This window comes from Prauserella alba (genome assembly GCF_024171735.1).
Classification (GTDB): Bacteria; Actinomycetota; Actinomycetes; order Mycobacteriales; family Pseudonocardiaceae; genus Prauserella; species Prauserella alba.
Map to the genome: position 1 here is coordinate 1,129,745 of NZ_JAMTCH010000003.1, position 23,824 is coordinate 1,153,568.

Annotated in this window: 19 protein-coding genes; 14 read left to right on the top strand and 5 right to left on the bottom strand. The window is 71.1% G+C overall.

Annotation, left to right across the window (positions count from 1 at the left end; translation table 11 throughout):
- Nucleotides 1-11 precede the first annotated feature (11 nt).
- The gene (locus tag LY12_RS05120; RefSeq protein ID WP_253853577.1) at nt 12-950 is read right to left on the bottom strand and encodes a LysR family transcriptional regulator; all 939 of its coding nucleotides are present in this window, start codon (nt 948-950) and stop codon (nt 12-14) included.
- A gap of 95 nt (nt 951-1,045) precedes the next feature.
- Between LY12_RS05120 and LY12_RS05125 the strand changes: the two genes are divergently transcribed.
- The 13 genes from LY12_RS05125 (at nt 1,046) to nrfD (ending at nt 18,073) form a co-directional block, all read left to right on the top strand.
- On the top strand, nt 1,046-2,461 hold the full coding sequence (locus LY12_RS05125) for a CitMHS family transporter (protein WP_253853578.1): 1,416 nt from the start codon (nt 1,046-1,048) through the stop codon (nt 2,459-2,461).
- Nucleotides 2,458-3,825 (top strand): acyclic terpene utilization AtuA family protein, encoded by a 1,368-nt coding sequence (locus LY12_RS05130; protein ID WP_253853580.1) that lies wholly within the window; start codon nt 2,458-2,460, stop codon nt 3,823-3,825. The genes LY12_RS05125 and LY12_RS05130 overlap by 4 nt, the downstream gene beginning before the upstream one ends.
- A gap of 49 nt (nt 3,826-3,874) precedes the next feature.
- Nucleotides 3,875-4,219, top strand: a complete 345-nt coding sequence (locus LY12_RS05135) for an AtuA-related protein (RefSeq protein WP_308292068.1) — start codon at nt 3,875-3,877, stop codon at nt 4,217-4,219.
- Nucleotides 4,220-4,319: 100 nt separating this feature from the next.
- On the top strand, nt 4,320-5,762 hold the full coding sequence (locus tag LY12_RS05140) for a GntP family permease (protein ID WP_253853582.1): 1,443 nt from the start codon (nt 4,320-4,322) through the stop codon (nt 5,760-5,762).
- 111 nt (nt 5,763-5,873) lie between these two features.
- A complete protein-coding gene (locus LY12_RS05145; protein WP_253853584.1) occupies nt 5,874-7,049 on the top strand; it encodes a CaiB/BaiF CoA transferase family protein in 1,176 nt (391 codons plus the stop codon).
- A 61-nt stretch (nt 7,050-7,110) separates the two neighbouring features.
- Nucleotides 7,111-7,938 (top strand): HpcH/HpaI aldolase/citrate lyase family protein, encoded by an 828-nt coding sequence (locus LY12_RS05150; protein ID WP_253853586.1) that lies wholly within the window; start codon nt 7,111-7,113, stop codon nt 7,936-7,938.
- A gap of 22 nt (nt 7,939-7,960) precedes the next feature.
- Complete coding sequence (locus LY12_RS05155; protein ID WP_253853588.1) at nt 7,961-8,884, top strand: LysR substrate-binding domain-containing protein; 924 nt, start codon at nt 7,961-7,963, stop codon at nt 8,882-8,884.
- 145 nt (nt 8,885-9,029) lie between these two features.
- Nucleotides 9,030-10,514 carry a YjiH family protein gene (locus tag LY12_RS05160; protein WP_253853590.1) on the top strand — a complete coding sequence of 495 codons (1,485 nt, stop codon included), beginning with the start codon at nt 9,030-9,032 and terminating at the stop codon, nt 10,512-10,514.
- A gap of 226 nt (nt 10,515-10,740) precedes the next feature.
- A complete protein-coding gene (locus LY12_RS05165) occupies nt 10,741-11,778 on the top strand; it encodes an ABC transporter ATP-binding protein (protein WP_308292069.1) in 1,038 nt (345 codons plus the stop codon).
- 116 nt (nt 11,779-11,894) lie between these two features.
- On the top strand, nt 11,895-12,731 hold the full coding sequence (folP, locus tag LY12_RS05170; protein WP_253854905.1) for a dihydropteroate synthase: 837 nt from the start codon (nt 11,895-11,897) through the stop codon (nt 12,729-12,731).
- 73 nt (nt 12,732-12,804) lie between these two features.
- Nucleotides 12,805-16,170: a formate dehydrogenase gene (gene fdh / locus LY12_RS05175; protein ID WP_253853591.1), complete on the top strand. Its 3,366-nt coding sequence runs from the start codon at nt 12,805-12,807 to the stop codon at nt 16,168-16,170.
- A complete protein-coding gene (locus tag LY12_RS05180) occupies nt 16,167-17,096 on the top strand; it encodes a 4Fe-4S dicluster domain-containing protein (RefSeq protein WP_253853592.1) in 930 nt (309 codons plus the stop codon). The genes fdh and LY12_RS05180 overlap by 4 nt, the downstream gene beginning before the upstream one ends.
- Nucleotides 17,093-18,073, top strand: a complete 981-nt coding sequence (gene nrfD, locus LY12_RS05185; protein WP_253853593.1) for an NrfD/PsrC family molybdoenzyme membrane anchor subunit — start codon at nt 17,093-17,095, stop codon at nt 18,071-18,073. Before LY12_RS05180 ends, nrfD begins: the two co-directional genes overlap by 4 nt.
- Nucleotides 18,074-18,100: 27 nt before the next feature.
- Here nrfD and LY12_RS05190 read toward each other — a convergent pair whose 3' ends face one another.
- Nucleotides 18,101-18,514 carry a nitroreductase/quinone reductase family protein gene (locus LY12_RS05190; RefSeq protein WP_253853594.1) on the bottom strand — a complete coding sequence of 138 codons (414 nt, stop codon included), beginning with the start codon at nt 18,512-18,514 and terminating at the stop codon, nt 18,101-18,103.
- 111 nt (nt 18,515-18,625) lie between these two features.
- On the opposite strand from LY12_RS05190, the gene LY12_RS05195 reads away from it, so the two are divergent.
- Nucleotides 18,626-19,183, top strand: coding sequence for a TetR-like C-terminal domain-containing protein (locus tag LY12_RS05195; RefSeq protein WP_253853595.1), 558 nt, complete (start codon nt 18,626-18,628; stop codon nt 19,181-19,183).
- Between the two features lie 385 nt (nt 19,184-19,568).
- Here LY12_RS05195 and LY12_RS05200 read toward each other — a convergent pair whose 3' ends face one another.
- From LY12_RS05200 to LY12_RS05210, 3 genes are read right to left on the bottom strand one after another with little or no spacing between them, the layout of a single operon-like run.
- Complete coding sequence (locus LY12_RS05200) at nt 19,569-20,186, bottom strand: TetR/AcrR family transcriptional regulator (protein ID WP_253853596.1); 618 nt, start codon at nt 20,184-20,186, stop codon at nt 19,569-19,571.
- A 34-nt stretch (nt 20,187-20,220) separates the two neighbouring features.
- Nucleotides 20,221-22,605 (bottom strand): acetyl-CoA acetyltransferase, encoded by a 2,385-nt coding sequence (locus LY12_RS05205; protein ID WP_253853597.1) that lies wholly within the window; start codon nt 22,603-22,605, stop codon nt 20,221-20,223.
- Complete coding sequence (locus LY12_RS05210; RefSeq protein ID WP_253853598.1) at nt 22,602-23,732, bottom strand: MBL fold metallo-hydrolase; 1,131 nt, start codon at nt 23,730-23,732, stop codon at nt 22,602-22,604. Before LY12_RS05210 ends, LY12_RS05205 begins: the two co-directional genes overlap by 4 nt.
- Between the last annotated feature and the right edge of the window lie 92 nt (nt 23,733-23,824).

A 23,824-nucleotide genomic window follows, 5' to 3' on the forward strand; every position in this document is an offset into this window, starting at 1 on the left:
CGGCGCCGGGCTCAGTCCGCGGTGACCCACCGCGCCCCGTCGGGCAGGTCGAGGTCGCGGGCGGAGGCGCCGAGCAGCGTGTCCCGCAATGCGCGGGCGGTGCGGGACAGCGGGCGGGCGGGATCGTGGACGAGCCGGATGTCGCGTTCCACCACCGGCCCTGCGGCGGCGGTGTGCTGCACGCCGGCGAAGCCCATCATGGGCACCACGAGGGCCGGGACCATCGACACTCCCAGCCCTGCCGCCGTGAGGCCCGCGACCGCGCCGATGTTGCGCGCCTCGGTGACGGGCCCCAGTTCGACGCCGGTGTCGGCGAGGGTGCGGTCGACGTAGGTTCGGATGCTGGTGTCGCGGTCGAACGCGACGAACGGTTCGCCTGCCAGCTCGCCCCAGGTGACCCGGTTGCGGCCGTGGAAGCGATGGCCGGGCGGGAACACGCAGACGAACCGGTCGACCGCGATGCGCGGAGCGCTGAGCCCGGACGGCACCGCCGGCGCCACGGTGACCGCCATGTCCGCCGTTCCTGCGACGACGTGCGCCAGCACCTCGTCCGCGAGTCCGTCGCGCACCGACACGGTCACCTCAGGCCGGTCTCGGCGGAAATCCGCCAGCGCCGGCGGCAGCATGCTCCCGGCCAGTGACGGCAGCGCGGCGACGGTGACCGAGCCGCGAGTGCCCGCGAGATACCCCTCGAAGTGGTTGAGCGCCGCGTCGAAGTCGGACAGCAGCCGGCGCGCGATCGCAAGGAACTCCGCGCCGTCCGGTGTCGGCACGACTCGCCGCGTGGTGCGCTCGAACAATGAAACGCCCACGCGCCGCTCGAACTCCAGCACCGATCTGCTCAAAGAGGACTGTGCGATGTGGAGCTGACGGGCCGCCGCGCTGTAGCCGCCCGCGTCCGCCACGGCGACGATCGCACGCAGGTGCCGAATAGACAGGTCTATGCTCATGGGGCATCAATCTATCCGAAATCAATGCTGGACGTGGGGAAGGTGGCGACAGCAGACTCTCCGCAGATCCGAAACCGTGGAGAGGTCCTGGGACAATGTTGTCTTGGCTGGGCTTTGCAACCGTCGGCGTCATCCTGGTGTTGTTGCTGACCAATCGGGTGGCCGCCGTCGTGGCACTCGCCGGCGTGCCGATCGTGGCCGCCTTCGTCGCGGGCTTCGGTCCGGCCGAGGTCGGTGAGTTCGCGGGAGCCGGCATCGCCGATGTCGCGGGCACCGCTGCGATGTTCGTGTTCGCCATCACCTTCTTCGGCGTGTTGCGGGACGCGGGCATGTTCGACCCGATCATCGGCCGGATCGTCGGCTTCGCCGGTGACGCGCCCGCCACCGTGTGCGTGGCGACGACCGCGCTGGCGTGCGCCGTGCACCTCGACGGTGCCGGGGCGACGACGTTCCTCATCACGATCCCCGCCATGCTGCCGGTCTTCGACGGGCTCGGTATGCGGCGCCTGCTGCTCGCCACCTGTGTCGGCCTGGGCGCGGGCGTGATGAACCTGCTGCCGTGGGGCGGCCCGGCGTTGCGGGCCGCGAGCACCACCGGCGTTCCGGTCAACGACCTCTGGGTGCCGTTGATCCCCGCCCAGCTCGCGGGTGTCGTGACGGTGCTGGTGATCGCGTGGTGGCTCGGCAGGCGGGAGAGTAAGCGGATCACCGCGGAGGAGCCGGTCTCCGCCGCGGTGGCGAGTGGGCCGGAACCCCGCGCCGCGTCGCACCCGGCCGATCCCGGCGGTTCCGGGAGCGATTCCGGCGGTACCGGTGTCAGTACCGAGGCGGCAGGCGGTGGCACGTCCGAGGGCGACGACGCCACGGCAGGTGGCCTGCGCAGGCCGAGGCTGTTCTGGTTCAACATCGCACTGACCGCCGCGGTGATCGGCGGCCTCGTCGCCGGCCTCGCCTCCGCCGAAACGGTGTTCCTGGCCGGGCTGGTGCTCGCGCTGATCGTGAACTATCCCGGACTCCGGGCGCAGACCGAGCGCATCGAGGCGCACGCGAAGGGCGCGATGCTCATGGTCACCACCCTGCTGGCCGCGGGCGTGTTCCTCGGCATTCTCGAAGCCACCGGCATGATCGAGGCGATGGCGACCGCGGCAGCCGGGGCCATCCCGGCCGGTGCCGCGCCCGCGCTGCCGTTGATCGTCGGTGTGCTCGGTGTGCCGCTGAGCCTGCTGTTCGGGCCCGACGCCTTCTACTTCGGCGTGCTGCCGGTGCTGACCGGGGTCGGTGAACAGTTCGGCATCACCGGAACCGAACTGGCTCAGGCGGCCCTGCTCGGCCAGGAGACACTCGGGTTCCCGATCAGCCCGCTCACCGGGTCCTTCTACCTGCTCGTCGGGCTCGCCGGGGTGGAGATCGGCAAGCACATCCGCGCACTCATCGGGTGGGCGTGGCTGGCGAGCCTGGTGATGCTGGCCGTCGCGCTGGCCACGGGTGCGATTCCGGTGTGGGCGGCATGACGGCCGCGCGGACGGTGCGTCTGGGTGCGGGCGCGGGCTTCGCCGGAGACCGGATCGACCCGGCGGTGGAGCTCGCGCGTGAGGCCCGGCCGGACTACCTCGTGTTCGAATGTCTCGGCGAGCGCACCGTCGCGGCCGGACACGCCCGCAGGCTCACCGACCCGGACGCCGGTTTCGACCCACTGCTGGCGGCGCGGCTGCGTGCCGTGTTGCCGCACTGCCACGCCGCCGGGACGACCGTCGTCACCAACTCGGGTGCGGCGAACCCGGAGGCCGCGGGCGACTGCGCGTCGCGCGTCGCCGGGGAGTCCGGGATCGACGCCCGGGTCGCCGTGGTCACCGGCGACGACGTGCTCGACCTCGTGAGAACCCTCGACCCGGTGGTGTGGGAGACGGGTACGCCGCTGTCGGAGGTGGGCGAGGAGCTCATCTCGGCCAACGCCTATCTCGGCGCCGAGGCCGTTGCCGACGCGGTCGCCTCGGGAGCGGATGTCGTGGTGACCGGCCGCGTCGCGGATCCGGCGCTGTACCTCGGCCCGCTCCGGTACGAGTTCGGCTGGGGCGCTGGGGACCACGAGCTGCTCGGCAAGGGCACGCTCGTCGGTCATCTGCTCGAATGCGCGGGCCAGCTCACGGGCGGCTACTTCGCCGATCCGATCACCAAACCCGTGCCGAATCCCGCGCGGCTCGGCTTCCCGTTCGCCGACGTGGGCGCGGACGGGGCCGCCGTGTTCGGCAAGCCGGACGGCTCGGGTGGCAGGCTCGATCGCCGGACGTGCGGTGAGCAACTGCTGTACGAAGTGGACGATCCGGCCGCCTACGTGACCCCGGACGTGGTCGCCGACTTCAGCGGCGTCACGTTCGCCGACACCGGGCCCGACCGGGTGACGGCGAGGGGGGCGACCGGCGGGCCGCGCCCCGACGGGCTCAAGGTGACGCTCGGGTTCCGGGGAGGCTGGCTGGGCGAGGGGCAGCTGACGTACGCGGGGCCGCGTTGCCTCGACCGGGCTCGGCTGGCGGCCGACATCGTGTGCGAGCGGCTCGTCGCGGTGCACAGCCTGCCGGAGGACGCCGTCGAGGTCGAATACATCGGCGCGGGTGCGGCGCTGCGCGGACTCGCCCCCGCGGCCGATCCCGCCGAGGTCCGGCTGCGGGTGTCGGCGCGGGTGCCGTCCGCAGCGGCGGCCGACGCCGTCGGCTGGGAGGTGGAATCCCTCTACACCAACGGTCCCGCGGGCGGCGGGGGTGCGCGCAGCAGCGTGACGGAGGTCGTCGCGGTGCGGTCGTGCGTCGTGCCGCGCGCACAGGTGCGCCCGCGGGTGACGGTGATCGGGTCACGGCCGGCACGACGGGGTGCGCCGTGACGACGAGAGCAGTGCTGACGGAAGCGGTGACGACGGGAGCGGTGCCGGCGTGGCCGTCGACGAGGGGAGCGGTGCGATGACGACGGTCGACGAGCTGGCCGACGTGCGGGCGGGCGACAAGGGCGACACGTTGATGCTCGCCGTGCTGCCACGCGACGACGCCGCGTTCGGTGTGCTCGACCGGCGGCTCACCGCCGACGTGGTGGCTGCTCACTTCGCACCGCTCGTCACCGGCGATGTCGGCAGGCGCGTCGTGCCCGGACTGCCCGCACTGGTGTTCCGCCTGCCCGGGGTACTCGGCGGCGGCGTGACCGGTTCGACCGTGCTCGACGGCCACGGTAAGACGCTGAGCTACCACCTGTTGACGCTGGAACTCGGCCGACCGCCGGCATAAGGCGGGCTTATACCGCCCTTGGTGATCACCGTCTACCGGTGCCGGCCGAGGCGTGTTTCGATCACGTTCCGGCGCTTCGGCGGAGAGGAACGGAAGACACATGGTCGTGTTACACGCGGCGGTCGCGATCGCCGCCGTCATCGCTCTGATCCTGGTGGTCAAGGTCGAGCCGGTCATCGCGCTCGTCGTCGGATCACTCTATCTCGGATTGGCCTCGGGGCTCGGCTTCGAGAAGACGATCACCACCGTGGCCACCGGGTTCGGCGACATCATGGCCGAGGTCGGCCTGCTCATCGGGTTCGGCGTGCTGCTGGGAGGCTTGCTGCACGCGATGGGCGCGCTGCAGAAGGTCGTGGAGAAGCTGTTGCGGGCGTTGGGGCCCCGGCGACTGCCGTACGCGCTCGCCGTTGCCCTGAGCTCGGTCTTCCCGTCGATCTACGTCGACGTTCAGCTCGTGCTCGCCGCTCCGCTGGCTCGTTCCGCCGCACCCCACCTCGGGCGCAACGGCCTCCCGATGATGGCCGGTTCGCTGACCGCGGGAATCCTCATCGGCTACGTGTTCGTCGTGCCGGGGCTCGGCACCATCTCCATCGCCGGGCTGCTCGACGTGCCGCTCGGCACGATGCTGCTCTACGGCTTCGTACTCGGTCCGGTGACGGCGCTGCTGACCGTGTTCGTCTACGGCCGGCTGCTGGCCAGGGGCTTCTGGAACTCCGGCAAGGACGAAGTGGAGTCCACAACCGACACTCAGGGAGTTGCTCCCGGCGGTGGTCCGTGCGACGACACCCCGGCACCGGCACCGGCACCGGCTGCGGACGACGCCGACGGCGAGCGTGGCCCTGCGCCGGCCGGTGGGACGACCACCGCGGTGGCGCGGGAACGTGCGATGCCTCCGCTGGCCGTGTCACTGCTGCCCATCGTCGTGCCGCTGCTGCTCATCGCGGCCGGCGCGATCACCGAGGCGGCGGGTGTGAAGTCCGACGTGCTCGCGTTCCTCGGTGATCCGGTGTTCGCGCTGTTCGTCGGCCTCGTCGGGGCTTACGTCCTGGCACGCAGGACGCTCGGCGCCGACGCTGTCGGCGCGACGATGACGGCGGGATTCAACTCCACGGGGCAGATTCTGCTGGTCACCGGCGTAGGCGGATCGCTCGGCGCGGTCATCGGCGAGACGAACCTCGACGACGTGCTCTCCGGCATGTTCTCCGCGGGCGCCGGGGTGCCCGCGCTGGTGACGGTGCTGCTGGCGTGGCTCGTCGCCGCCGTGCTCCATCTGGCCATCGGATCCATCGCGGTCGCCGGGATCGCCGCGGCCGGCATCCTGGCACCCATCATGGGCGGGCTGGGCATTCCGGCCGAGGTCCTCGCGCTGGCGATCGGCTCGGGCGCCTTGTTCGCGCTGCAGCTCAACAGCAACTTCTTCTGGATGTTCCAGAGCCTGCTCGGGGTGACCACGCGCGGTGCGCTGAAGGCGTTGACGTTCGTGACGTCGCTGGCTTCGGTCGTGTCGCTGGTGCTGGTGATGGTGCTGAGCGTGGTGGTCTGACGTGCCGGCGACCGACGACAGGGCGCGAGTCCGGTGCGACCCGGGCACGGTGGTACCCGGCCGCACCCCGGGTGCCGACACGAAGCAGGGCGGACAGCGAAAGGCGCAGGTATGCAACCTCTCCGCGGCGTGACCGTCGTGTCACTGGAACAGGCCATCGCCGCTCCGTACGCGAGCAGGCAGTTGGCGGACCTGGGCGCACGGGTGATCAAAGTGGAGCGTCCGGGCGTCGGGGATTTCGCCCGTGCCTACGATTCCAGGGTGCGGGGGCTGAGCTCACACTTCGTGTGGGTGAACCGCAACAAGGAATCCCTCACGCTCGACATCAAGGATCCGCGCGGGATGTCCGCGCTGTGCGCACTCATCGACGACGCCGACGTGTTCATCCAGAACCTGGCGCCCGGTGCGGCGGAGCGGGCCGGACTCGGCGCACCGGCCCTGCGACAGCGCGATCCGCGCCTCATCGTCTGCGACGTCTCCGGCTACGGCTCGCCCGGGCCCTACGAGACGCGCAAGGCCTACGACCTCATGGTCCAGAGCGAAGCGGGACTCGTGGCGGTCACCGGAACGCCGGAGGAGATGGCGAAGGTGGGGATCTCCGTGTCCGACATCGCCGCAGGCATGTACGCCTACAGCTCCGTGCTCGCGGCGCTGCTGGAACGCGGCAGGACGGGCCTGGGAACGCACATCGACGTCTCGATGCTGGAGTCCACGGTGGAGTGGATGGGGTTTCCGATGTACTACGCCTACGACGGCGCCGAGCCGCCGCCGCGCGCAGGCGCGGCGCACGCGACGATCTATCCGTACGGGCCGTTCACCGCCGGCGACGGCAAGGTGGTCATGATGGCCATCCAGAACGACCGCGAGTGGCGGCTGTTCTGCGAACGGTTCCTCGGGCGCGCCGAGCTGGCCGACCATCCGCAGTACGCCACCAACGCCGACCGCAACGCCCACCGCGACGCCCTGGGCGCGATCGTCGCGGAGCGCTTCGCCGAGCTGTCCAGCGATGCGGCCATCGCCCTGTTGTCGGAGATCCCTGTCGCCAACGCCCGAGTCAACAGCGTGAGCGAGGTATGGAACCACCCGCAACTGGCGGCCCGTGGCCGCTGGCACGAGGTGCCGACGCCGGCGGGGCCGGTCGCCTCGCCCGCGCCGCCCGGTCTCACCGATCCCGCACCGAGAATGGACCCCGTGCCCGCACTCGGGGAGCACACGCGCGAGATCCTGACCGGACTCGGCCTGTCGGGCGACGAGATCGACGAGCTGGTCGCCGACGGTGTGGCATGAGCGGCGGCTCGACGACGATGGAGACGACCAGGGTGGCCGACAGGCAGTGCGGAGGGCGGCGATGAGCGAGGCCGGTAGGGGACCCACGGCGACCGCCGAGGCGGTGAGCTGGTTGTTCGTGCCCGCGTCCCGTCCCGAGCGGTTCGGCCGGGCCATCGGCGCGGGTGCCGACGTGGTGGTGATCGACCTCGAGGACGCGGTCGGTGCCGACGAGAAGGACACGGCTCGGGACAACCTGGTGCGGCACTGGCCGGACACGGACCACGTCGTCGTGGTCCGTGTCAACGGCCTGCACACCGAGCACGGCGAGGCCGACCTGGCCGCATGCCGGAGCCTCGGCCCGGCCGCGGTGGTGCTGCCCAAGGCCGAGAGCGCCGGCGATGTCGCCGCCGCGGCCACGGCCGCAGGCACGCCGGTGCTGCCGCTCGTCGAGACCGCCCGGGGCCTGGTGGGCCTCGCCGGCATCACGGCCGCCGCCGACGTCGTGCGGCTGCTGTTCGGCAGCGTCGACCTCGCGCTCGATCTGGGCGTGAGCGCCGACGCCGCGCTCGACACCGCCCGCTCCGACCTCGTCCGCTGGTCCGCGGCGCACGGGCTGCCGCAACCGGTGGACGGCGTGAGTACCGCGATCCGCGACACAGATGCGGTGACCCGTTCCGCCGAACGGGCGCTCGCCTGGGGATTCGGCGGCAAGCTGTGCATCCACCCCACGCAGGTGCCGCTCGTGCACGCCGCGTTCGCACCCACCGCCGAGGAGCTGGCGTGGGCCGAGCGTGTGCTGGCCGTCGAGTCCGAGGGCGCGGCGATGGTGGACGGTGAGATGATCGATCGTCCGGTCGTCGAACGTGCGCGGCGCGTCGCGTGGCGCGGGCGGCGGGACGGGCACTGACGATCGGGGACGGGACGGCCACGTGGACATCGCGCAGCTGCGGGACTTCATCAGCGTGGTCGAGGCAGGGAGCCTGTCCACGGCCGCGGGCAGGCTGCACGTGTCGCAGCCTGCACTGAGCCAGCGCATGACACAGCTGGAGTCCCGGCTGGGAGCGCAGTTGCTGGTCCGCGGCCCGCGGGGCGTGCGCCCGACGCCCACCGGCACCGCGCTCTATCGGGACGCCCAGCAGCTCGTGCGGCAGTTCGACCGGCTGGCCCGCGACGTCGCCGACCACCGTGACAACGTGCACGGACCGGTCGCGGTCGGCCTGCCGACCACGGTCGCCGCGCCGCTGGCACCCGCCCTGTTCGACTGGGTCAAGCACCACTACCCGGGCATCCACCTTCAGCTGTTCGAGTCGATGAGCGGTTATATCCACGAGCTGTTGTTGGCGGGCAGGCTCGATCTGGCCGCGGTGTTCCGTGAGGACGACGCTCCCCGGGCCGGTGAGGTGCCGTTGTACTCCGAGGAGCTCTACCTCGTCGGGCAGCCCGACCCGCCGCCTCCGTCCGACGACGAGGTGGCCCTGTCCGACCTCCACGCCGTGCCACTCGTCACGCCCGGTGCGAACAGCCACCTGCGTGCGCTCATCGATCGCACCTTCGCCGCCGCCGGGCTACGGCCTGCCGTCGTCGGGGACGTGGAGTCGCTCGGCACGATGCTGCGGATCGCGGCAGGAGGGCAAGCCTGCACGATCCTGCCGCTGTCGGTCGTCGCCGGTCGTGGTGAGGTCCGGGGGCTCGGTGTTCGCCGCATCGTCGACCCGGGCCTGCGTCGACACGTGGCCGTCCGGACCACCACCGAAACCTACGAGCCGCGGGAGGCCGTGGTCGCGGTGCGCCGCGGCGTCGTGGAGGTCACCGAGCGGCTCGCGGCCCAGGGGCAGTGGCCGGGCATCCGGTGAACCCGCGGCGGGCGCGAGTGGGTGGCAGGCCCGCAGGCCGGCTTCCGTCGCCGTGCGTCTGAGATCCGAGACTGTTCGTCGGTGTGACCTGTTCAGCGACGAGGCGGCGTGGTGCGACGCTGCCTGCCACCAAAGGAGGTGGCGGATGGCGACCCAACAGCGACGGGACGAGGATCCCGAAGGCCACGACGCCGGAAGCGGCGGTGCCGACCGTGCCGGCGCCGGTGGTGGGCGCACGGGACGTGACGGCAGCGGCGGTGCCGGAGACGGGCCTGCCGGGAACGTCGCCGGAGACGGCGGCGACGTTCCCCGCGCCGAGCTTCCCGATGCCGACGGCGGCAGAAGCCGCGTGCCGATGTGGAAGTTCTTCGCTTACAGCGTCGTCGGCGCGTTCGTGTTCTTCGTCCCGGTGTCGATCGGCGGCGAGAGCTCGATCGTGCTGGACCACCTGGTCACCGCCGTCGAGACCGCGATACCGGGAGCGTTGCCGTATCTGATGCTGGCGATCATCCTCGCCGGCGCGGTGCATCCGTTCGCCTCCCGGACATGGAACCGGTCGGCGATGTCGGTGGCGTTCTCGATCGCCAAGGTGGCCGGGTTCGTCGTCGGCGGCATGCTGGTGTTCGACGTCGGACCGGCATGGCTGTTCGACGAGGACATGGGGCCGTTCCTGATGGACAGTCTCGTGATCCCGGTGGGCCTGCTGGTGCCGATCGGGGCGGTGTTCCTCGCGCTGCTCGTCGGGTACGGCCTGCTCGAATTCATCGGCGTACTGCTGCGCCCCGTCATGCGGCCGGTGTGGCGCACCCCGGGGCGGTCGGCGATCGACGCGGTCGCCTCGTTCGTCGGCAGCTACTCGCTGGGCCTGCTGATCACCGACCGGGTGTACCGGCAGGGCAAGTACACCGGCCGCGAGGCCGCCATCATCGCGACCGGCTTCTCCACGGTCTCGGCGACGTTCATGGTCGTCGTCGCGTCCACTTTGGATCTCATGGGCAGCTGGAACACCTATTTCTGGACCACCCTGGCGATCACGTTCGTGGTGACCGCCGTGACGGTACGGATCCCGCCGCTGTCCCGGATTCCCGACACCTGCGCCGACGGCGTGACCCCGCAGCCGGAACGGGACGCCGGTGGCCGCCGGTTCGCGAGCGCCTGGCAGGAGGCGCGTGCGACCGTGGCCGCGGCGCCGTCGCTGGGACGCAACATCGCCGTCAACTTCGCCTCCGGACTGCGGATGACCATGGCGATCCTGCCGTCGATCCTGTCGATCGGCCTGCTGGGCCTCGTTCTGGCGACCTACACGCCGCTGTTCGACTGGCTCGGCTACCTGTTCTACCCGTTCGCGTGGATCGCGCAGGCCCCGGAACCCCTGCTGATCGGCAAGGCCGCGGCGGTGGGCATCGCCGAGATGTTCCTGCCGGCGCTGGTGGTCGCCGGATCGACGGCGGTGGTCAAGTTCATCGTGGCCGTGGTCTGCGTGTCCGAGATCGTGTTCTTCTCCGCCCTGGTGCCGTGCGTGCTGGCGACCGACATCCCGATCTCCGTGCCGCGGATGATCGTCATCTGGTTCGAGCGCGTGGCCCTGACACTCCTGCTCGCCACCCCGGTGGCGCTGTTGCTGTACTGAGCCTGCTGCATTGAGCCTGCTGCATTGAGCCTGCTGCATTGAGCCTGCCGTACTGAGCCTGCCGTACTGAGCCTGCCGTACTGAGTCTGCTGTACCGAGTCTGCTGTACTGGGCCGGAGTCTTGGTTAATCGAAATTCGCGCTGCTTGACCCCTCTGTGCTGGGGTGTCAGGCTGGAACGTGTTTCATGTCGGACCGCTCGACGGAGCGCGGTTTCAGGAGGCAGCGTGGGTGCGGAGGTCGTCGTCGAAGGGCTGTCCAAGTCGTTCGGCAAGCAGCCGATCTGGCGGGACGTGACGCTGACGCTGCCGCCGGGCGAGGTGTCGGTGCTGCTCGGCCCGTCGGGTACCGGCAAGTCGGTGTTCCTCAAGTCGATGATCGGCCTGCTCAAACCCGACCACGGCTCCTGCACGGTCGACGGCACCGACATCGTGCGCTGTTCGGAGCGCAGGCTCTACGACACCCGCAAGCTGTTCGGGGTGCTGTTCCAGGACGGTGCGCTGTTCGGGTCGATGAACCTCTTCGACAACGTCGCGTTCCCGTTGCGGGAGCACACCAAGAAGTCGGAAACCGAAGTGCGCCGCATCGTGCTGGAGAAGCTCGCGCTGACCGGGCTGGGCGGGGCCGAGGACAAGTTGCCCGGCGAGATCTCCGGCGGGATGCGCAAACGTGCCGGGCTTGCCCGCGCGCTGGTGCTCGACCCGGAGATCATCCTGTGCGACGAGCCGGACTCCGGCCTGGATCCGGTGCGCACCGCCTACATCTCGCAGCTGCTGGTGGACCTGAACGCGCAGATCGACGCGACGATCCTCATCGTCACCCACAACATCAACGTGGCACGCACCGTGCCGGACAACATCGGCATGCTGTTCCGCAAGGAACTCGTCATGTTCGGCCCGCGCGAGGTGCTGCTGACCTCCGACGAACCCGTCGTCGAACAGTTCCTCAACGGCCGGGTGCGTGGCCCGATCGGCATGAGCGAGGAGAAGGACACGGCGCAGATCGCCCGTGAGGAGGCCCACGCCGCCGCGGGCCACCACGACGGATCGGTCGACGACGTGCGCGGCGTCGTCCCGCAGCTGCAACCGACCCCCGGGTTGCCGCAACGGCAGGGGGCGCTCCGGCGCAAGGACCGGGTGATGTCGATCCTGCACACACTGCCTCCCGAGGCGCAGCGGAGTATCACCGCGTCGCTGTCCGACGAGGACCGCGTCCGGTACGCCACCGATGGCGGCAGTGCGGCGGCCGGCGCGCCGCCGCGGTGACGGCGCGTCGCCGGCGTGGCTGTGCGGGCCGGTGGGGCGGCGGGAACCGATACGTTGGAGGGGTGCAGACCGGTGAGACTTCCGCAGGATCCGTGATCCGTTTCCGAGGCCGGGCGATGCGCAGGGACCGGCCGCTGGTCATGGCGATCGTGAACCGCACGCCGGACTCGTTCTACGACCGCGGCGCGACCTACGCCGCAGGCGAGGCACTGGCCGCGGCCGAGCGGGCGATCGCCGACGGTGCGGACATCATCGACGTGGGCGGGGTGAAGGCGGGGCCGGGCACCGACGTCGACGTGGATGAGGAGACGCGGCGCGTGGTGCCGTTCGTGGCGCAGCTGCGGCAGCGGTTCCCCGACGTGGTCATCAGCGTCGACACCTGGCGCCGGGAGGTCGGCAGGCTGGCGTGCGAGGAGGGCGCGGACCTGCTCAACGACACCTGGGCGGGCGCGGACCCGGGACTGGCGGAGGTCGCCGCCGAGTTCGGCGCCGGCTACGTCTGCTCCCACACCGGCGGCGCGGTTCCCCGTACGCGGCCGCATCGGGTGCACTATCCCGACGTCGTGGCCGACGTGATCGCCGAGGTGACGCGCCGCGCCGAGGATCTGGTCCGCGAGGGGGTTCCTGCCGAGGGGCTGTTGGTCGACCCCACGCACGACTTCGGTAAGAACACATGGCATTCGCTCGCGCTCACCCGCGATCTGGGACGGCTGGTCGACACCGGGTGGCCGGTGCTGGTGGCGTTGTCCAACAAGGACTTCATCGGCGAGACGCTCGACCGGGCCGTGGGTGAGCGGTTGCCGGGCACACTCGCCGCGACCGCGGTGTGCGCGTGGCAGGGTGCGGCCGTCTTCCGCGCGCACAACGTGGCCGAGACATGCCAGGCGCTCGACGTGGTGGCGGCGATCCGCGGTGACAAGCCGCCCGCCCGTGTGATCCGCGGGCTGGCGTGATCGTCGAGAGCTGACGGACCCGCCCGCGAGCGGTACGGTGTCGGGTACGCGACGAGCCGACTGGAGGACGTCCATGGGTGTGAGCGATTGGATCCGGTCGTGGCCGGTTTATCGTCAGCTCACGGGCGCCGACCGGCTCGGCAGGGGAGAGGCCGCGGCATCGCCGAACTCCCGTGAGCGCCGGCCCCGCACCGTCGATGCCGACCGGGTGGCGGGTTCGGTCTGCCCGTACTGCGCCGTCGGCTGCGCCCAGAACGTCTACGTCGGCAGCGACGACACCGGCGAGCACGTGCTGCAGATCGAGGGCAACCCGGACAGCCCGGTCTCGCGCGGGCGGTTGTGCCCGAAGGGCTCGGCCAGCAACCAGCTCGTCACCGGCGAGCACCGCGAGGACCGGGTGCTGTACCGGCCCGCATACGGCACCGAGTGGCAGGAGCTGGACCTGCCCACGGCGATGGACATGCTGGCCGACCGGGTGCTCGACGCGCGCCGCAAGGGCTGGCAGGAGGCCGACGCCGACGGCAAGCCGCTCCGGCGCACACAGGGCATCGCCAGCCTCGGAGGGGCGACGCTCGACAACGAAGAGAACTACCTGATCAAGAAGCTCTTCACGGCACTCGGCGCGGTGCAGATCGAGAACCAGGCGCGTATTTGACACTCCGCCACGGTTCCCGGTCTGGGAGCCTCCTTCGGTCGCGGTGGCGCGACGGACTATCAGCAGGACCTGGCCAATGCCGACTGCGTCGTCATCATGGGCTCGAACATGGCCGAGGCGCATCCGGTGGGCTTCCAGTGGGTCATGGAGGCGAAGGCGCGCGGCGCCAGGGTGCTGCACATCGACCCGCGATTCACGCGGACGAGCGCGCTCGCGGACAAGCACGTCCCGCTGCGGGCCGGCTCGGACATCGCATTCCTCGGCGGGGTGATCAACCACATCCTGTCGAACGACCTGGACTTCCGGGAGTACGTGCAGGCCTACACGAACGCGCCGTTCCTGGTCAGTGAGGAGTTCGCCGACACGGAGGACCTCGACGGGCTGTTCTCGGGCTACGACCCCGAGACCGGCACGTACGACACGTCGACGTGGCAGTACGAGAACGGCCTGCCCGAGCACTCGGCCGAAGGCGACCGGCACCGGGAGCAGTCCGCGGGCGAGCAGCACGGCTCGGGCGGGCCGAAGCTCGAGAGCGGCACCGGGATCGCGACCGACGAGACGCTCCGGCACCCGCGCTGTGTGTTCCAGATCCTCAAGCGTCACTTCTCGCGGTACACGCCGGAGATGGTGGAGCGGATCTGCGGTGTCTCCCGCGAGGACTTCCTCGACGTGTGCCGGGCGTGGACGAGCGCGTCGGGACGGGAGCACACGGCGGCGCTGGTCTACAGCGTCGGCTGGACGCAGCATTCGATGGGCGCCCAGTACATCCGCGCGGGCGCGATCATCCAGCTGCTGCTCGGCAACATCGGCAGGCCCGGCGGGGGAGTGCTGGCGCTGCGCGGGCACGCGAGCATCCAGGGCTCGACCGACATCCCGACCCTGTACAACCTGCTGCCGGGCTACCTGCCGATGCCGGACGCCCGGCACGCGGGTAAACAGGACTACGTCGAGTCGATCCGCGGCACGCACCAGAAGGGGTACTGGCACAACGCGGACGACTACATCGTGTCGCTGCTCAAGGAATACTGGGGCGAGGCGGCGACGGCCGAGAACGACTACTGCTTCGGCCATCTGCCGCGCATCGACGGTGACCACGGCACCTACCGGACCGTGATGGACATGATCGACGGGAAGGTCTTCGGTTACTTCCTGCTCGGCCAGAACCCCGCCGTCGGCTCGGCACACGGGCGGCTGCAGCGACTCGGCATGGCCAACCTCGACTGGCTCGTCGTGCGCGACCTGACGATGATCGAGAGCGCCGAGTTCTGGCGCAACGCACCCGAGATCGAGACCGGCGAGATCGCCGCGGAGCGGTGCCGCACCGAGGTGTTCTTCTTCCCGGCCGCCTCACACGTGGAGAAGGAGGGCACGTTCACGCAGACGCAGCGGATGCTGCAGTGGCGTGACCGCGCCGTCGAGCCGCGTGGGGACCAGCGTTCGGAATTGTGGTTCATCTACCACCTGGGGCGGCTGCTGCAGCGCAAGGTCGCCGGGTCGACCGACGACCGCGACCGGCCGCTGCAGGACCTGGCGTGGGATTACCGCACCGAGGGCGACGGCGAGTTTCCGGAACCCTCGGCCGACGACGTGCTGCGCCGCATCAACGGTGCGGACCTGACCACGGGCGAGCTCCTGGACAGCTACCTCCAGCTGCGTTCCGACGGGACGACGGCGGCGGGCTGCTGGATCTACAGCGGCGTCTACGCGGGCGGGGTCAACCGAGCCCGCAACCGCACCGCGCGGACCGAGCAGGACGAGACGGCACTCGAATGGGGTTGGGCGTGGCCCGCGAACCGGCGGGTGCTGTACAACCGTGCCTCGGCCGACCCGCAGGGCAGGCCGTGGAGCGAACGCAAGAAACTCGTCTGGTGGGACGCCGGGCGCGGCGAGTGGACCGGCCACGACGTGCCGGACTTCCCCAAGAACACCCCGCCCGGGTTCGAACCGGAGTACGGCGAGGCCGGGCCGGGCGCGCTCGCCGGTGACGACCCGTTCATCATGCAGGCCGACGGCAAGGCGTGGTTGTTCGCGCCGAGCGGGGTGGTCGACGGCCCGCTGCCGACGCACTACGAACCGCACGAGTCGCCGATGCCGAACCTGCTCTACGGTCAGCAGGGCAGTCCGGCTCGCAAGGTGTACGCGCGCGGGGACAACCCGTCGAACCCCGCTCCGCCCGAGTCCGGCGGTGAGGTGTTCCCGTTCGTGTTCACCGCGGCGCGGCTCACCGAACACCACACGGCCGGTGGCATGAGCAGGCAACTGGCGTACCTGTCCGAACTGCAGCCCGCGCTGTTCGTGGAGGTCTCGCCGCAGCTGGCGGCCGAACGCGGCCTGGCGAACCTCGACTGGGCACACGTGGTCACCAGCAGGGCCGCCGTCGACGCGCGAGTGATGGTCACCGAGCGCATGCGGCCGCTGCGACTCGACGGCCGGGTGGTGCACCAGGTGTGGATGCCGTACCACTGGGGGCCGAGCGGCAAGGTCGACGGCGACATCGTCAACGACCTGCTCGGTGTGGTGCTGGATCCGAACACGCTGATCCAGGAGAGCAAGGTCGCCACGTGCGACATCCGGCCGGGCAGGCGCCCGCGCGGTCGTGAACTGCTGGAGTACCTCGCCGAGTACCGCAGGCGTGCGGGTGTGACGGTGGAGACCGGCACGCACGTCATGACGGCGGACACAACGGCTTCGGAGACGGCGGCTCCGGAGACGACGGAACCGGAGACGACGGGACGGGACACGACCGCCGCACCGGACACGACCGATCGGGAGGAGGACGCATGACCGTCTCGCGGGAGAGCTTCTACGGGCCGCTGGACGACGTCTCGGGCGACGCCGGGTACACCGAGCACCCGGAGCGGGTCGGATTCTTCACCGACACGTCGGTGTGCATCGGCTGCAAGGCGTGCGAGGTGGCGTGCAAGGAGTGGAACCTCCTGCCCGACGACGGGTTCGACCTGCTCGGCATGTCGTTCGACAACACCGGTGAGCTGAGCGCGAACTCGTGGCGGCACGTGGCGTTCATCGAACAGCCCGCACCGTTGCGGGAGTCGGCCGCTGCGCGAGAGGCGGATGCGGTCGACCTCGGGTTGCCGTCGTTCGACCTGCCCGGTGCCGGCACGGGTGAGGAGACCCGGACCGATTTCCGGTGGCTGATGAGTTCGGACGTGTGCAAACACTGCACGCACGCCGGATGCCTCGACGTCTGCCCGACCGGGGCGCTGTTCCGCACCGAGTTCGGGACGGTCGTGGTGCAGGACGACATCTGCAACGGTTGCGGCTACTGCGTGTCCGGCTGCCCGTACGGGGTGATCGACCGGCGGGAGGGCGACGGCAGGGCGTGGAAGTGCACCATGTGTTACGACCGGTTGAGCGACGGCATGGAACCGGCCTGCGCCAAGGCCTGCCCGACCGATTCCATCCAGTTCGGACCGTTGGACGAGCTGCGCGAGCGGGCGCGGCAGCGAGTGGCGACGCTGCACGAGCGGGGTGTCACCGAGGCACGGTTGTACGGCGAGGACCCGAACGACGGAGTCGGCGGTGACGGTGCGTTTTTCCTGCTGCTGGACGAACCCGAGGTGTACGGGCTGCCGCCGGACCCCGTCGTGCCGACCCGCGACGCGGGCTCGATGTGGGCGCGGGCCGGCGTGGCGGCTGCGGCGTTCGCCGCTGCGGCCGTGTCCGTCTTCTTCGGACGGAGCAGCCGATGAGCCGCTCGCTGGGCCGGGTGGCCGCCGGGGACACCGGTCGTGAGCAGCGGTCTCCGGGTGAGGAGGACTTCCGGTCGTACTACGGCAGGCGCGTACTCAAGGAACCGGTGTGGGAGTGGCTCGTACCGGCGTACCTGTTCGCGGGCGGGTTGTCGGCGGCGTGCGCCGAACTCGCGGCCGGGGCCGACCTGACGCGGCGGCCGCGGCTGCGGAAGGCCGCGAGACTCGGCGCGCTCGGCGGTCTCGCCACGAGCATGTACTTCCTGATCGCCGATCTGGGCAGGCCCGAACGCTTCCATCACATGCTGCGCGTGGCGAAACCGAGTTCGCCGATGAGCGTCGGCACATGGATCCTCGTCGCCTACGGGCCCGGTGTCGGTGTCGCGGCGGCGGCTGAGCTCCTGCCCGCCCGGCTGCGGCGCAGGTGGCCCGGCAAGCTGATCGGCGCGCTGGCCCGCCCGGCGGGGCTGGCGTCGGCGGCGGTCGCGCCGGGCGTGGCCTCCTACACGGCGGTACTGCTGTCGCACACGGCCGTGCCGGCGTGGAACGAGGCCCGCGACCGGCTGCCGTTCGTGTTCACCGGTTCGGCCGCGGCCGCCGGCGGTGGGTTCGGCATGGTGTGCACGCCCGTCGACGAGGCCGAACCCGCGCGGAAACTCGCGGCGGTCGGTGCCGTCACAGAGCTGGTCACGTCGCGGCAGCTGGACGAGCGGCTGGGCGTCGTCAGCGAGGCGTACCGGACGGGCAAGGCGCACCGGTTGCGGCAGTGGTCGGAGTACCTGACCGCGGGCGGTGCACTGGGCAGTTTGCTGGCCGGCCGGAGTCGTGCCGCTGCGGTGACCTCGGGCCTGGCGCTGCTCGCCGGGAGTGCGTTGCAGCGGTTCGGCATCTTCGAGGCGGGCGTCCAGTCGACGAAGGACCCGAAGTACGTCGTCGTGCCGCAGCGTCGGCGGGTGGACCGGGGCGAGCAGGCCTGAGGCGTGGCCCGGTGTGCGCCGGGGGCGTCACTCGTCGAGGTCGATGCGGACGGTCGTCAGGTTCGTGCCGAGTGCCTTGACCATGCTGCTGTTCAGCCGTGGCAGGGTGCGCAGGCGGGCGTGGGCGTCGTCGTCGGGCAAGACGTGTGCGGTGCCGGAGTACCAGACCCCGCGCTGCCGGACCCGTACCCGCGGCTCGGCGATCAGGTTGCGCACATAGGCCGAGGCCGGGCCGTGGTCGGAGACGAACCAGAACCGTCCGCCCCGGATCGCTCCGCCGATGGGCGTGTGCCGGACACGACCGGTCCGATGCCCGGTCGTTTCGAGCAGCGCCTGTCCGGGCATACGGCCGACGATCCGGCGCATGACGGGGTTGACCACGCGATGCAGCCGGTTCGCGAACCGGAACCTGCGCGCGGAGCTGGGTCCGGGTGTGGACATGGTCCCTCCTGTCGTACTCGCGGATCGGCACGTTGGCCCCGACGATTGACAGTACTGGCAGTCTCGACAGCGGCCCTCGAAACTAGTCGAGACCGATGGTACCGTCAAGATATGCGTGCACACACCGGGCGTCGCAGGAACGACGCGGCCAAGGCGGCGATCCTCGCCGCGGCCACCGACCTGCTGGCCGAGGGGCAGCCCGTGACACTGGGGGCGATCGCGGGCAGGGCTCAGGTCGGGAAGCAGACCATCTACCGCTGGTGGCCGTCGAAAGGGGCGGTCGTGCTCGAGGCGATGACCGAACGGGCGCGCAGTCTCGCGCCGACCGCGTCGACCGGATCTCTGGAAGGCGATCTGGAGGCGTTCGTCGCTGCGACCTTCACCGCCGCCGGTACGCCCGAGTACGCCGCCACCCTGCGGGGGATCGTGTCCGAGGCGTTGCGCGACGAGCACGCCGCCGCGGTGCTCGCCGAGTTCACCGCCGACCGGCGCGAGCAGCTGTATCTGATCATCGAGCGATGGCTGCCGGACGTCGACGCCGACCTCGCCGTCGACCAGGTCTACGGCGTGCTGTGGTACCGCATCCTGATCGGCCACGCCACGGTCGACGACGCCGCGGGCAGGCAGCTGGCCGCCACCATCGCGGCACAGCTCCGCGCGGCATCCTGAGTCCCGGGCGCCCCCGAGTTCGGGGCCGTGTTGCATTCTCGGGAGTCCGTGTTGCGGATTCCGGGGAGTATGTTGTCGATTCCGGGGCGCGTGTCCCGCATTCAGGCTCCTGTGTTCTGCATTCGGGCACGCGTGTTCTTCCAGTCCGGTCGGCACGGCATTGCGACCACGACCACGACCAGCCTTGGGTCGCAGCGGGTGGTTCCACAGCGGCGGCGAACGGTGGTCCGCGGTGTCGGCGGCACCACCGGCTGAAGGACCAGCCCGGCTGGAGCGCTCGCTACGACCCCGTCCACGGTGTTACCCGGGTGACGACACCACACGGGTCGACCTACACCGGCCGTCGCGAACCCGTCCTCGACCCGCGATCCCTCGAGCCTGACTGTCACCGGCAGGTCGAGCCGAGCAGGAAGCCGACCAGGTTGTCGGTGAACTCGTCCAGTCCCGCTTGGACGGCTTCCTCCAGGTGCTGCGGGGTCGACAGGATGTGCGCGATCACCCCGCCGCACAGCGTGTCGAGCAGCAGCGTGACCGAGCTGTCGTCGGGCAGGTCCCCACGCCGGATGCCGCGCCGCACCATGGCGCGAGCCGCCTTCACCTGCGCCTGCCGCAGCTCGTCGCAGCGCTGCGCGAGGCCGGGGATCATCGGTGCCTCGAGCATCATCCGCAGCGCCGCCTGCCTGCTCGGCCCCGTGTACAGCTCGACCAGCTGCCGCGCCAGTGCCGTCAGGTCGCCGCGCAGCGAACCGGTGTCCGCGTCGACGACCGGCGCCACGTGCGCGGCCAGCGCATCCAGCAGCAGCCCTTCCTTCGTCTCCCAGCGCAGGTAGATCGACGCCTTGCCGACGCCCGCCTCCCTGGCGACCGACTCGACGCTGAAGCCCGCCCAGCCGGCCTCGCCGAACACGGCGACGGCGGCCAGCGCGATCCGCCGGTCGACCTCCGGGTCGCGGGGCCGGCCCATGCTCGCGTGCGCGCGGTCGTGATCCGAGGGTGCCGACATCGTGGGATCCCCGATCAATGAGGTGGACGCGGGGTCAGCGGTTCTTCCACTGCGGCTCCCGTTTCTGGGTGAACGCCACGATGCCTTCCATCGTGTCCTCGGCGACCAACAGATCGTCCATCACCGACGACGGGTGGTTCACCGCAGCGACCGTGTCCGCGATGCCCGCGGTCTCGGCCATGAACTGCAGCGACGCGCGTACCGATGTCGGGGATCCGGCGAGGATCTCCGCGGCCACCTCGCGTGCGCCGTCGACCGCGCCGCCCGCGTCGACCACGCGGTTCACGAGCCCGTGGCGCTGCGCGTCGTGGGCGTCGAGACGCTTGCCGGTCAGGATCATCTCGTTGGCCAGCTTCGGCGGGATCGTCCGCGGCAGCCGCACGAGGCCGCCCGCCGCGGCGATGAGCCCGACCTTGACCTCGCTCAGTGCGAACCGGGCGGCCTCGTCGGCGACGACGACGTGGCACGCCATCGCGATCTCCAGGCCGCCGCCCATGGCGTAGCCGTTCACGGCCGCGATCACCGGCTTCGGCAGGTGCTCGCGATGTGTGAGGCCCGCGAACCCGTTCTTCGGCGCCCACGGCAGATTGCCGGACGCGGTGTAGCTCAGGTCGTTGCCCGCCGAGAACGCCTTGTCGCCGGCGCCCGTCAGGATCGCGACCCACAGGTCCGGATCGGCGAAGTAGGCGTCGAAGATCTCGTCGAGCTCGGTGTTGGCGTCCGGATGCAGGCTGTTGCGGGCCTCCGGCCGGTTGATCGTGACCTCGAGGACGTGGCCCTCGCGCCGGACGAGCACGTGCTCGTACGACTCGCGCAGCGCCGGGGTGCGGGGCGGGTGGAACTCGTTCATCCGCTCCTCGGTGAGTGTGACCCGGTTGCCGTACCCGAACGAGCGTGCGTAGACGCGGGTGCCCACCGGATCGCCGGTCGTGAGCAGGTCGAGCAGCTCGTCGTCGCCGCGTTCGGTGCCCGCGACGAACCGGGTGCCGTCGGCCTCCAGCCGGCCCACGACGACACCCCTCGGCGGGCCCGAACGGCCGTGGACGGCGGTGAACGTCTCGATCGTCGCCCAGCCGTCGGCGTACCGCGTGTGGCCGGGCTTGTCGGCGGAGTCCAGTTCGGACTGCAGCCGCGTGCTGTCGTCGGGCCGCCACGGCGACGGCGCCGTCGAGTAGACGCCGACCGAGTACTTGCTCAGCATGCCGCCGTTGGCGCCCACCAGGCCGTACTCACCGGGCCGCCCGCGCAGCAGCGTCACGGCCTCGGCGATCGCGTGCATGGAGTAGTTGTTGCCGGCACCGCCGAAGAACGGCAGCCCCCCGGTGAGCGTCAGCCCGCGCGGGTCGTCGGGAGCGAGTCCGAGCCCGTCGCAGAGCGCGAACACGGCAACGGGGAAGCAGCTGTAGAGGTCGAACGCGGCCACGTCGGCGAGCCCGATTCCCGCGACGTCGAGCGCGTGCCGCACGGCCGCGACGGCGGCCGGGTACGCCGACAGGTCGGCCCGGTCGACGAGCGCCTGTTCGCGCAGGTCCGCCTGGCCGTGCAGGAACACCCACTTCTCGCGCGGCACGCCCAGCCGCCGCGCCGCCGCCACCGACATCATCAGCACGGCGGCGCCCTGGTTGACCTTGTCGCGTGAGACCACGTAGCGCGGGTACGGATCGGCGATCATCCGGTTCGAATCGGTGACCGTCGTCAGCTCGTCGGCCGAACGTTCGACCGGCGCCGCCGCGTACGGGTTGCGCGCCGCGACGGCCGTGAACGGGGCGAACAGCTCGCCCATGGCGCGGGCGTACTCCTCGCGCGTGGCCTTCAGCCTGCCGCGGCGCGCGTTCTCGAACAGCGCGTACTGGCCCGCCGGGTCGGCCAGCCCCGCTGCGAGGAGCTCCTGGGTCATCAGGCCCTGCAGGCCGCGGCCGCGGTCGTCGAGTTGCCCGCCGACGTGTTCGGTGAAGTCGGGCTTGTCCGGCGCCGATGCGAGATGCTGCGCCGTCGAGATCGCCTCCGAACCGAACAGCAGGGCCACCTCGGCCTCACCCGCGGCGATCGTGGCGGCGAACTCGTTCACCAGGTGCTGCGGCCCGTGACCGCCGACGACGTCGAGGATCGCCCGGCGCGGATCCGCGCCGACCCGGCTCGCGACCGATCGCGGATAGTTGTCCGAACTGCCCAGCGGCGGGAAGGCACCGGGGGTCGAGTGCTCGAACTGGCGCATCGCGGCCGCGGTGTCCACGGCCGCCGCCACCGCCGCGGCGTCCGCGCCCGTGTCCGCCAGCGCGGTGCCGGCGGCCTCGGCCGCCAGGTCGACCGCCGAGAGCCGGCGGTACCCCTCGTCGTCGATGCGTTCGGCGGACTGGCCCACGCCGACCAGCACGGGCGTGCGGGGATCGAGATCGTCGACGGTGCGGGTGGTGGTCATGTCGTGCTCCTTGCGGTGGTCGACGTGGCCGGTGCGGCGAGCCCGACCCGCGCGGCCGGTGACGCCGGTGCGCCGCCGGAGTCGCCGTGCCACACCAGCCTGCCTTCGGCGACGAGATGCTCGAGGTGCGATTCGGTCTCGGCGAGCGCGCTGATGCGCATGTGCCCGACCTCGTCCCACGGGCGGGACCACGTCAGGTGCGTCGCGACCTGCCACGGGGTCGGCGTGCCCAGGCCGGCCACGACGTCCACGATCTCCTGGCAGCGGCTCTCGTGGTGCTCGGCCAGCAGCCGGGCGCGCTCCCCGAGCCCACGGAAGCGGTACTCGTGCGCAGGCAGTGCGTCGTGGTCGTCGAAGTCCTTGGTGCGCGCGAGCGAGGTGAGGAAATCCGCCAATGGCGAGCCGGTACCGCCCGGGTACAGCCCGATGTTCGGGGTGATGCGCGGCAACACGTGGTCGCCGGTGAACAACAGTCGCTCGTCGACCTCCTGCACACACAGGTGGCCGGGCGTGTGTCCCGGTGTCCACACCGCACGCAGTGTCCGACCGGCCAGCGGGACGAGGTCCCCGTCCTCCAGCAGCACGTCCGGATCGGCCATCGCCGTGGCTTCCGGGTCCCGCGCGTCGAACGGACCGCCGAGCGCGTGGGCGTCCTGCTCGGGCGCGCCCCGGTCCCGCAGCCATGCGGTGAGCGTGCCGTACGCGCCGAGGGCACCGGACATGCGCTGGGGCAGCGTGTCCCGCTCCGCGGGGTGCATCGCGATCCAGGCGCCGGAGGCCTCGCGGAGACGTTCGGACAGGCCGTGGTGGTCGGGGTGGACGTGTGTGACGACGATGCCGGTCACATCGGCGGCCGCGGTACCCGCCTCGGCGAGCCCGGCCCGCAGCGCATCCCAACCCTCCTGCGAATCCCAGCCCGGGTCGACGACGAGCAGCCCGCCGTCTCCCTCGACGAGGTAACTGAGCGTGTACCGCAGCGGGTTGTGGGGGATCGGCACCGGCACCGACCAGATCCCGCCGGACACTCGCTCGACCGGGGGCGGCGTGCGTTCCTGCCACGCGGTCCACTGGGCGGTGCCGAGGACCGTGACGCCCTCGGGTGGGTGGTGTCGGCTCGGGTCCGTCAACGCTGACTCACCGGCTTTCCTAGACGGTTGTCGTCCACAAGTGCCGGACCGAACGTATCCCGCGGTGTCGGCGCGCCTCAACGAGTGTTAGA

Excerpts from the sequence above, each read along its gene's own strand:
- LY12_RS05120 (WP_253853577.1), bottom strand. The coding sequence starts at position 950 with ATGAGCATAGACCTGTCTATTCGGCACCTGCGTGCGATCGTCGCCGTG.
- LY12_RS05125 (WP_253853578.1), top strand. The coding sequence starts at position 1,046 with ATGTTGTCTTGGCTGGGCTTTGCAACCGTCGGCGTCATCCTGGTGTTG.
- LY12_RS05130 (WP_253853580.1), top strand. The coding sequence starts at position 2,458 with ATGACGGCCGCGCGGACGGTGCGTCTGGGTGCGGGCGCGGGCTTCGCC.
- LY12_RS05140 (WP_253853582.1), top strand. The coding sequence starts at position 4,320 with ATGGTCGTGTTACACGCGGCGGTCGCGATCGCCGCCGTCATCGCTCTG.
- LY12_RS05145 (WP_253853584.1), top strand. The coding sequence starts at position 5,874 with ATGCAACCTCTCCGCGGCGTGACCGTCGTGTCACTGGAACAGGCCATC.
- LY12_RS05150 (WP_253853586.1), top strand. The coding sequence starts at position 7,111 with ATGAGCGAGGCCGGTAGGGGACCCACGGCGACCGCCGAGGCGGTGAGC.
- LY12_RS05160 (WP_253853590.1), top strand. The coding sequence starts at position 9,030 with ATGGCGACCCAACAGCGACGGGACGAGGATCCCGAAGGCCACGACGCC.
- folP (WP_253854905.1), top strand. The coding sequence starts at position 11,895 with ATGCGCAGGGACCGGCCGCTGGTCATGGCGATCGTGAACCGCACGCCG.
- LY12_RS05180 (WP_253853592.1), top strand. The coding sequence starts at position 16,167 with ATGACCGTCTCGCGGGAGAGCTTCTACGGGCCGCTGGACGACGTCTCG.
- nrfD (WP_253853593.1), top strand. The coding sequence starts at position 17,093 with ATGAGCCGCTCGCTGGGCCGGGTGGCCGCCGGGGACACCGGTCGTGAG.
- LY12_RS05190 (WP_253853594.1), bottom strand. The coding sequence starts at position 18,514 with ATGTCCACACCCGGACCCAGCTCCGCGCGCAGGTTCCGGTTCGCGAAC.
- LY12_RS05195 (WP_253853595.1), top strand. The coding sequence starts at position 18,626 with ATGCGTGCACACACCGGGCGTCGCAGGAACGACGCGGCCAAGGCGGCG.
- LY12_RS05200 (WP_253853596.1), bottom strand. The coding sequence starts at position 20,186 with ATGTCGGCACCCTCGGATCACGACCGCGCGCACGCGAGCATGGGCCGG.
- LY12_RS05205 (WP_253853597.1), bottom strand. The coding sequence starts at position 22,605 with ATGACCACCACCCGCACCGTCGACGATCTCGATCCCCGCACGCCCGTG.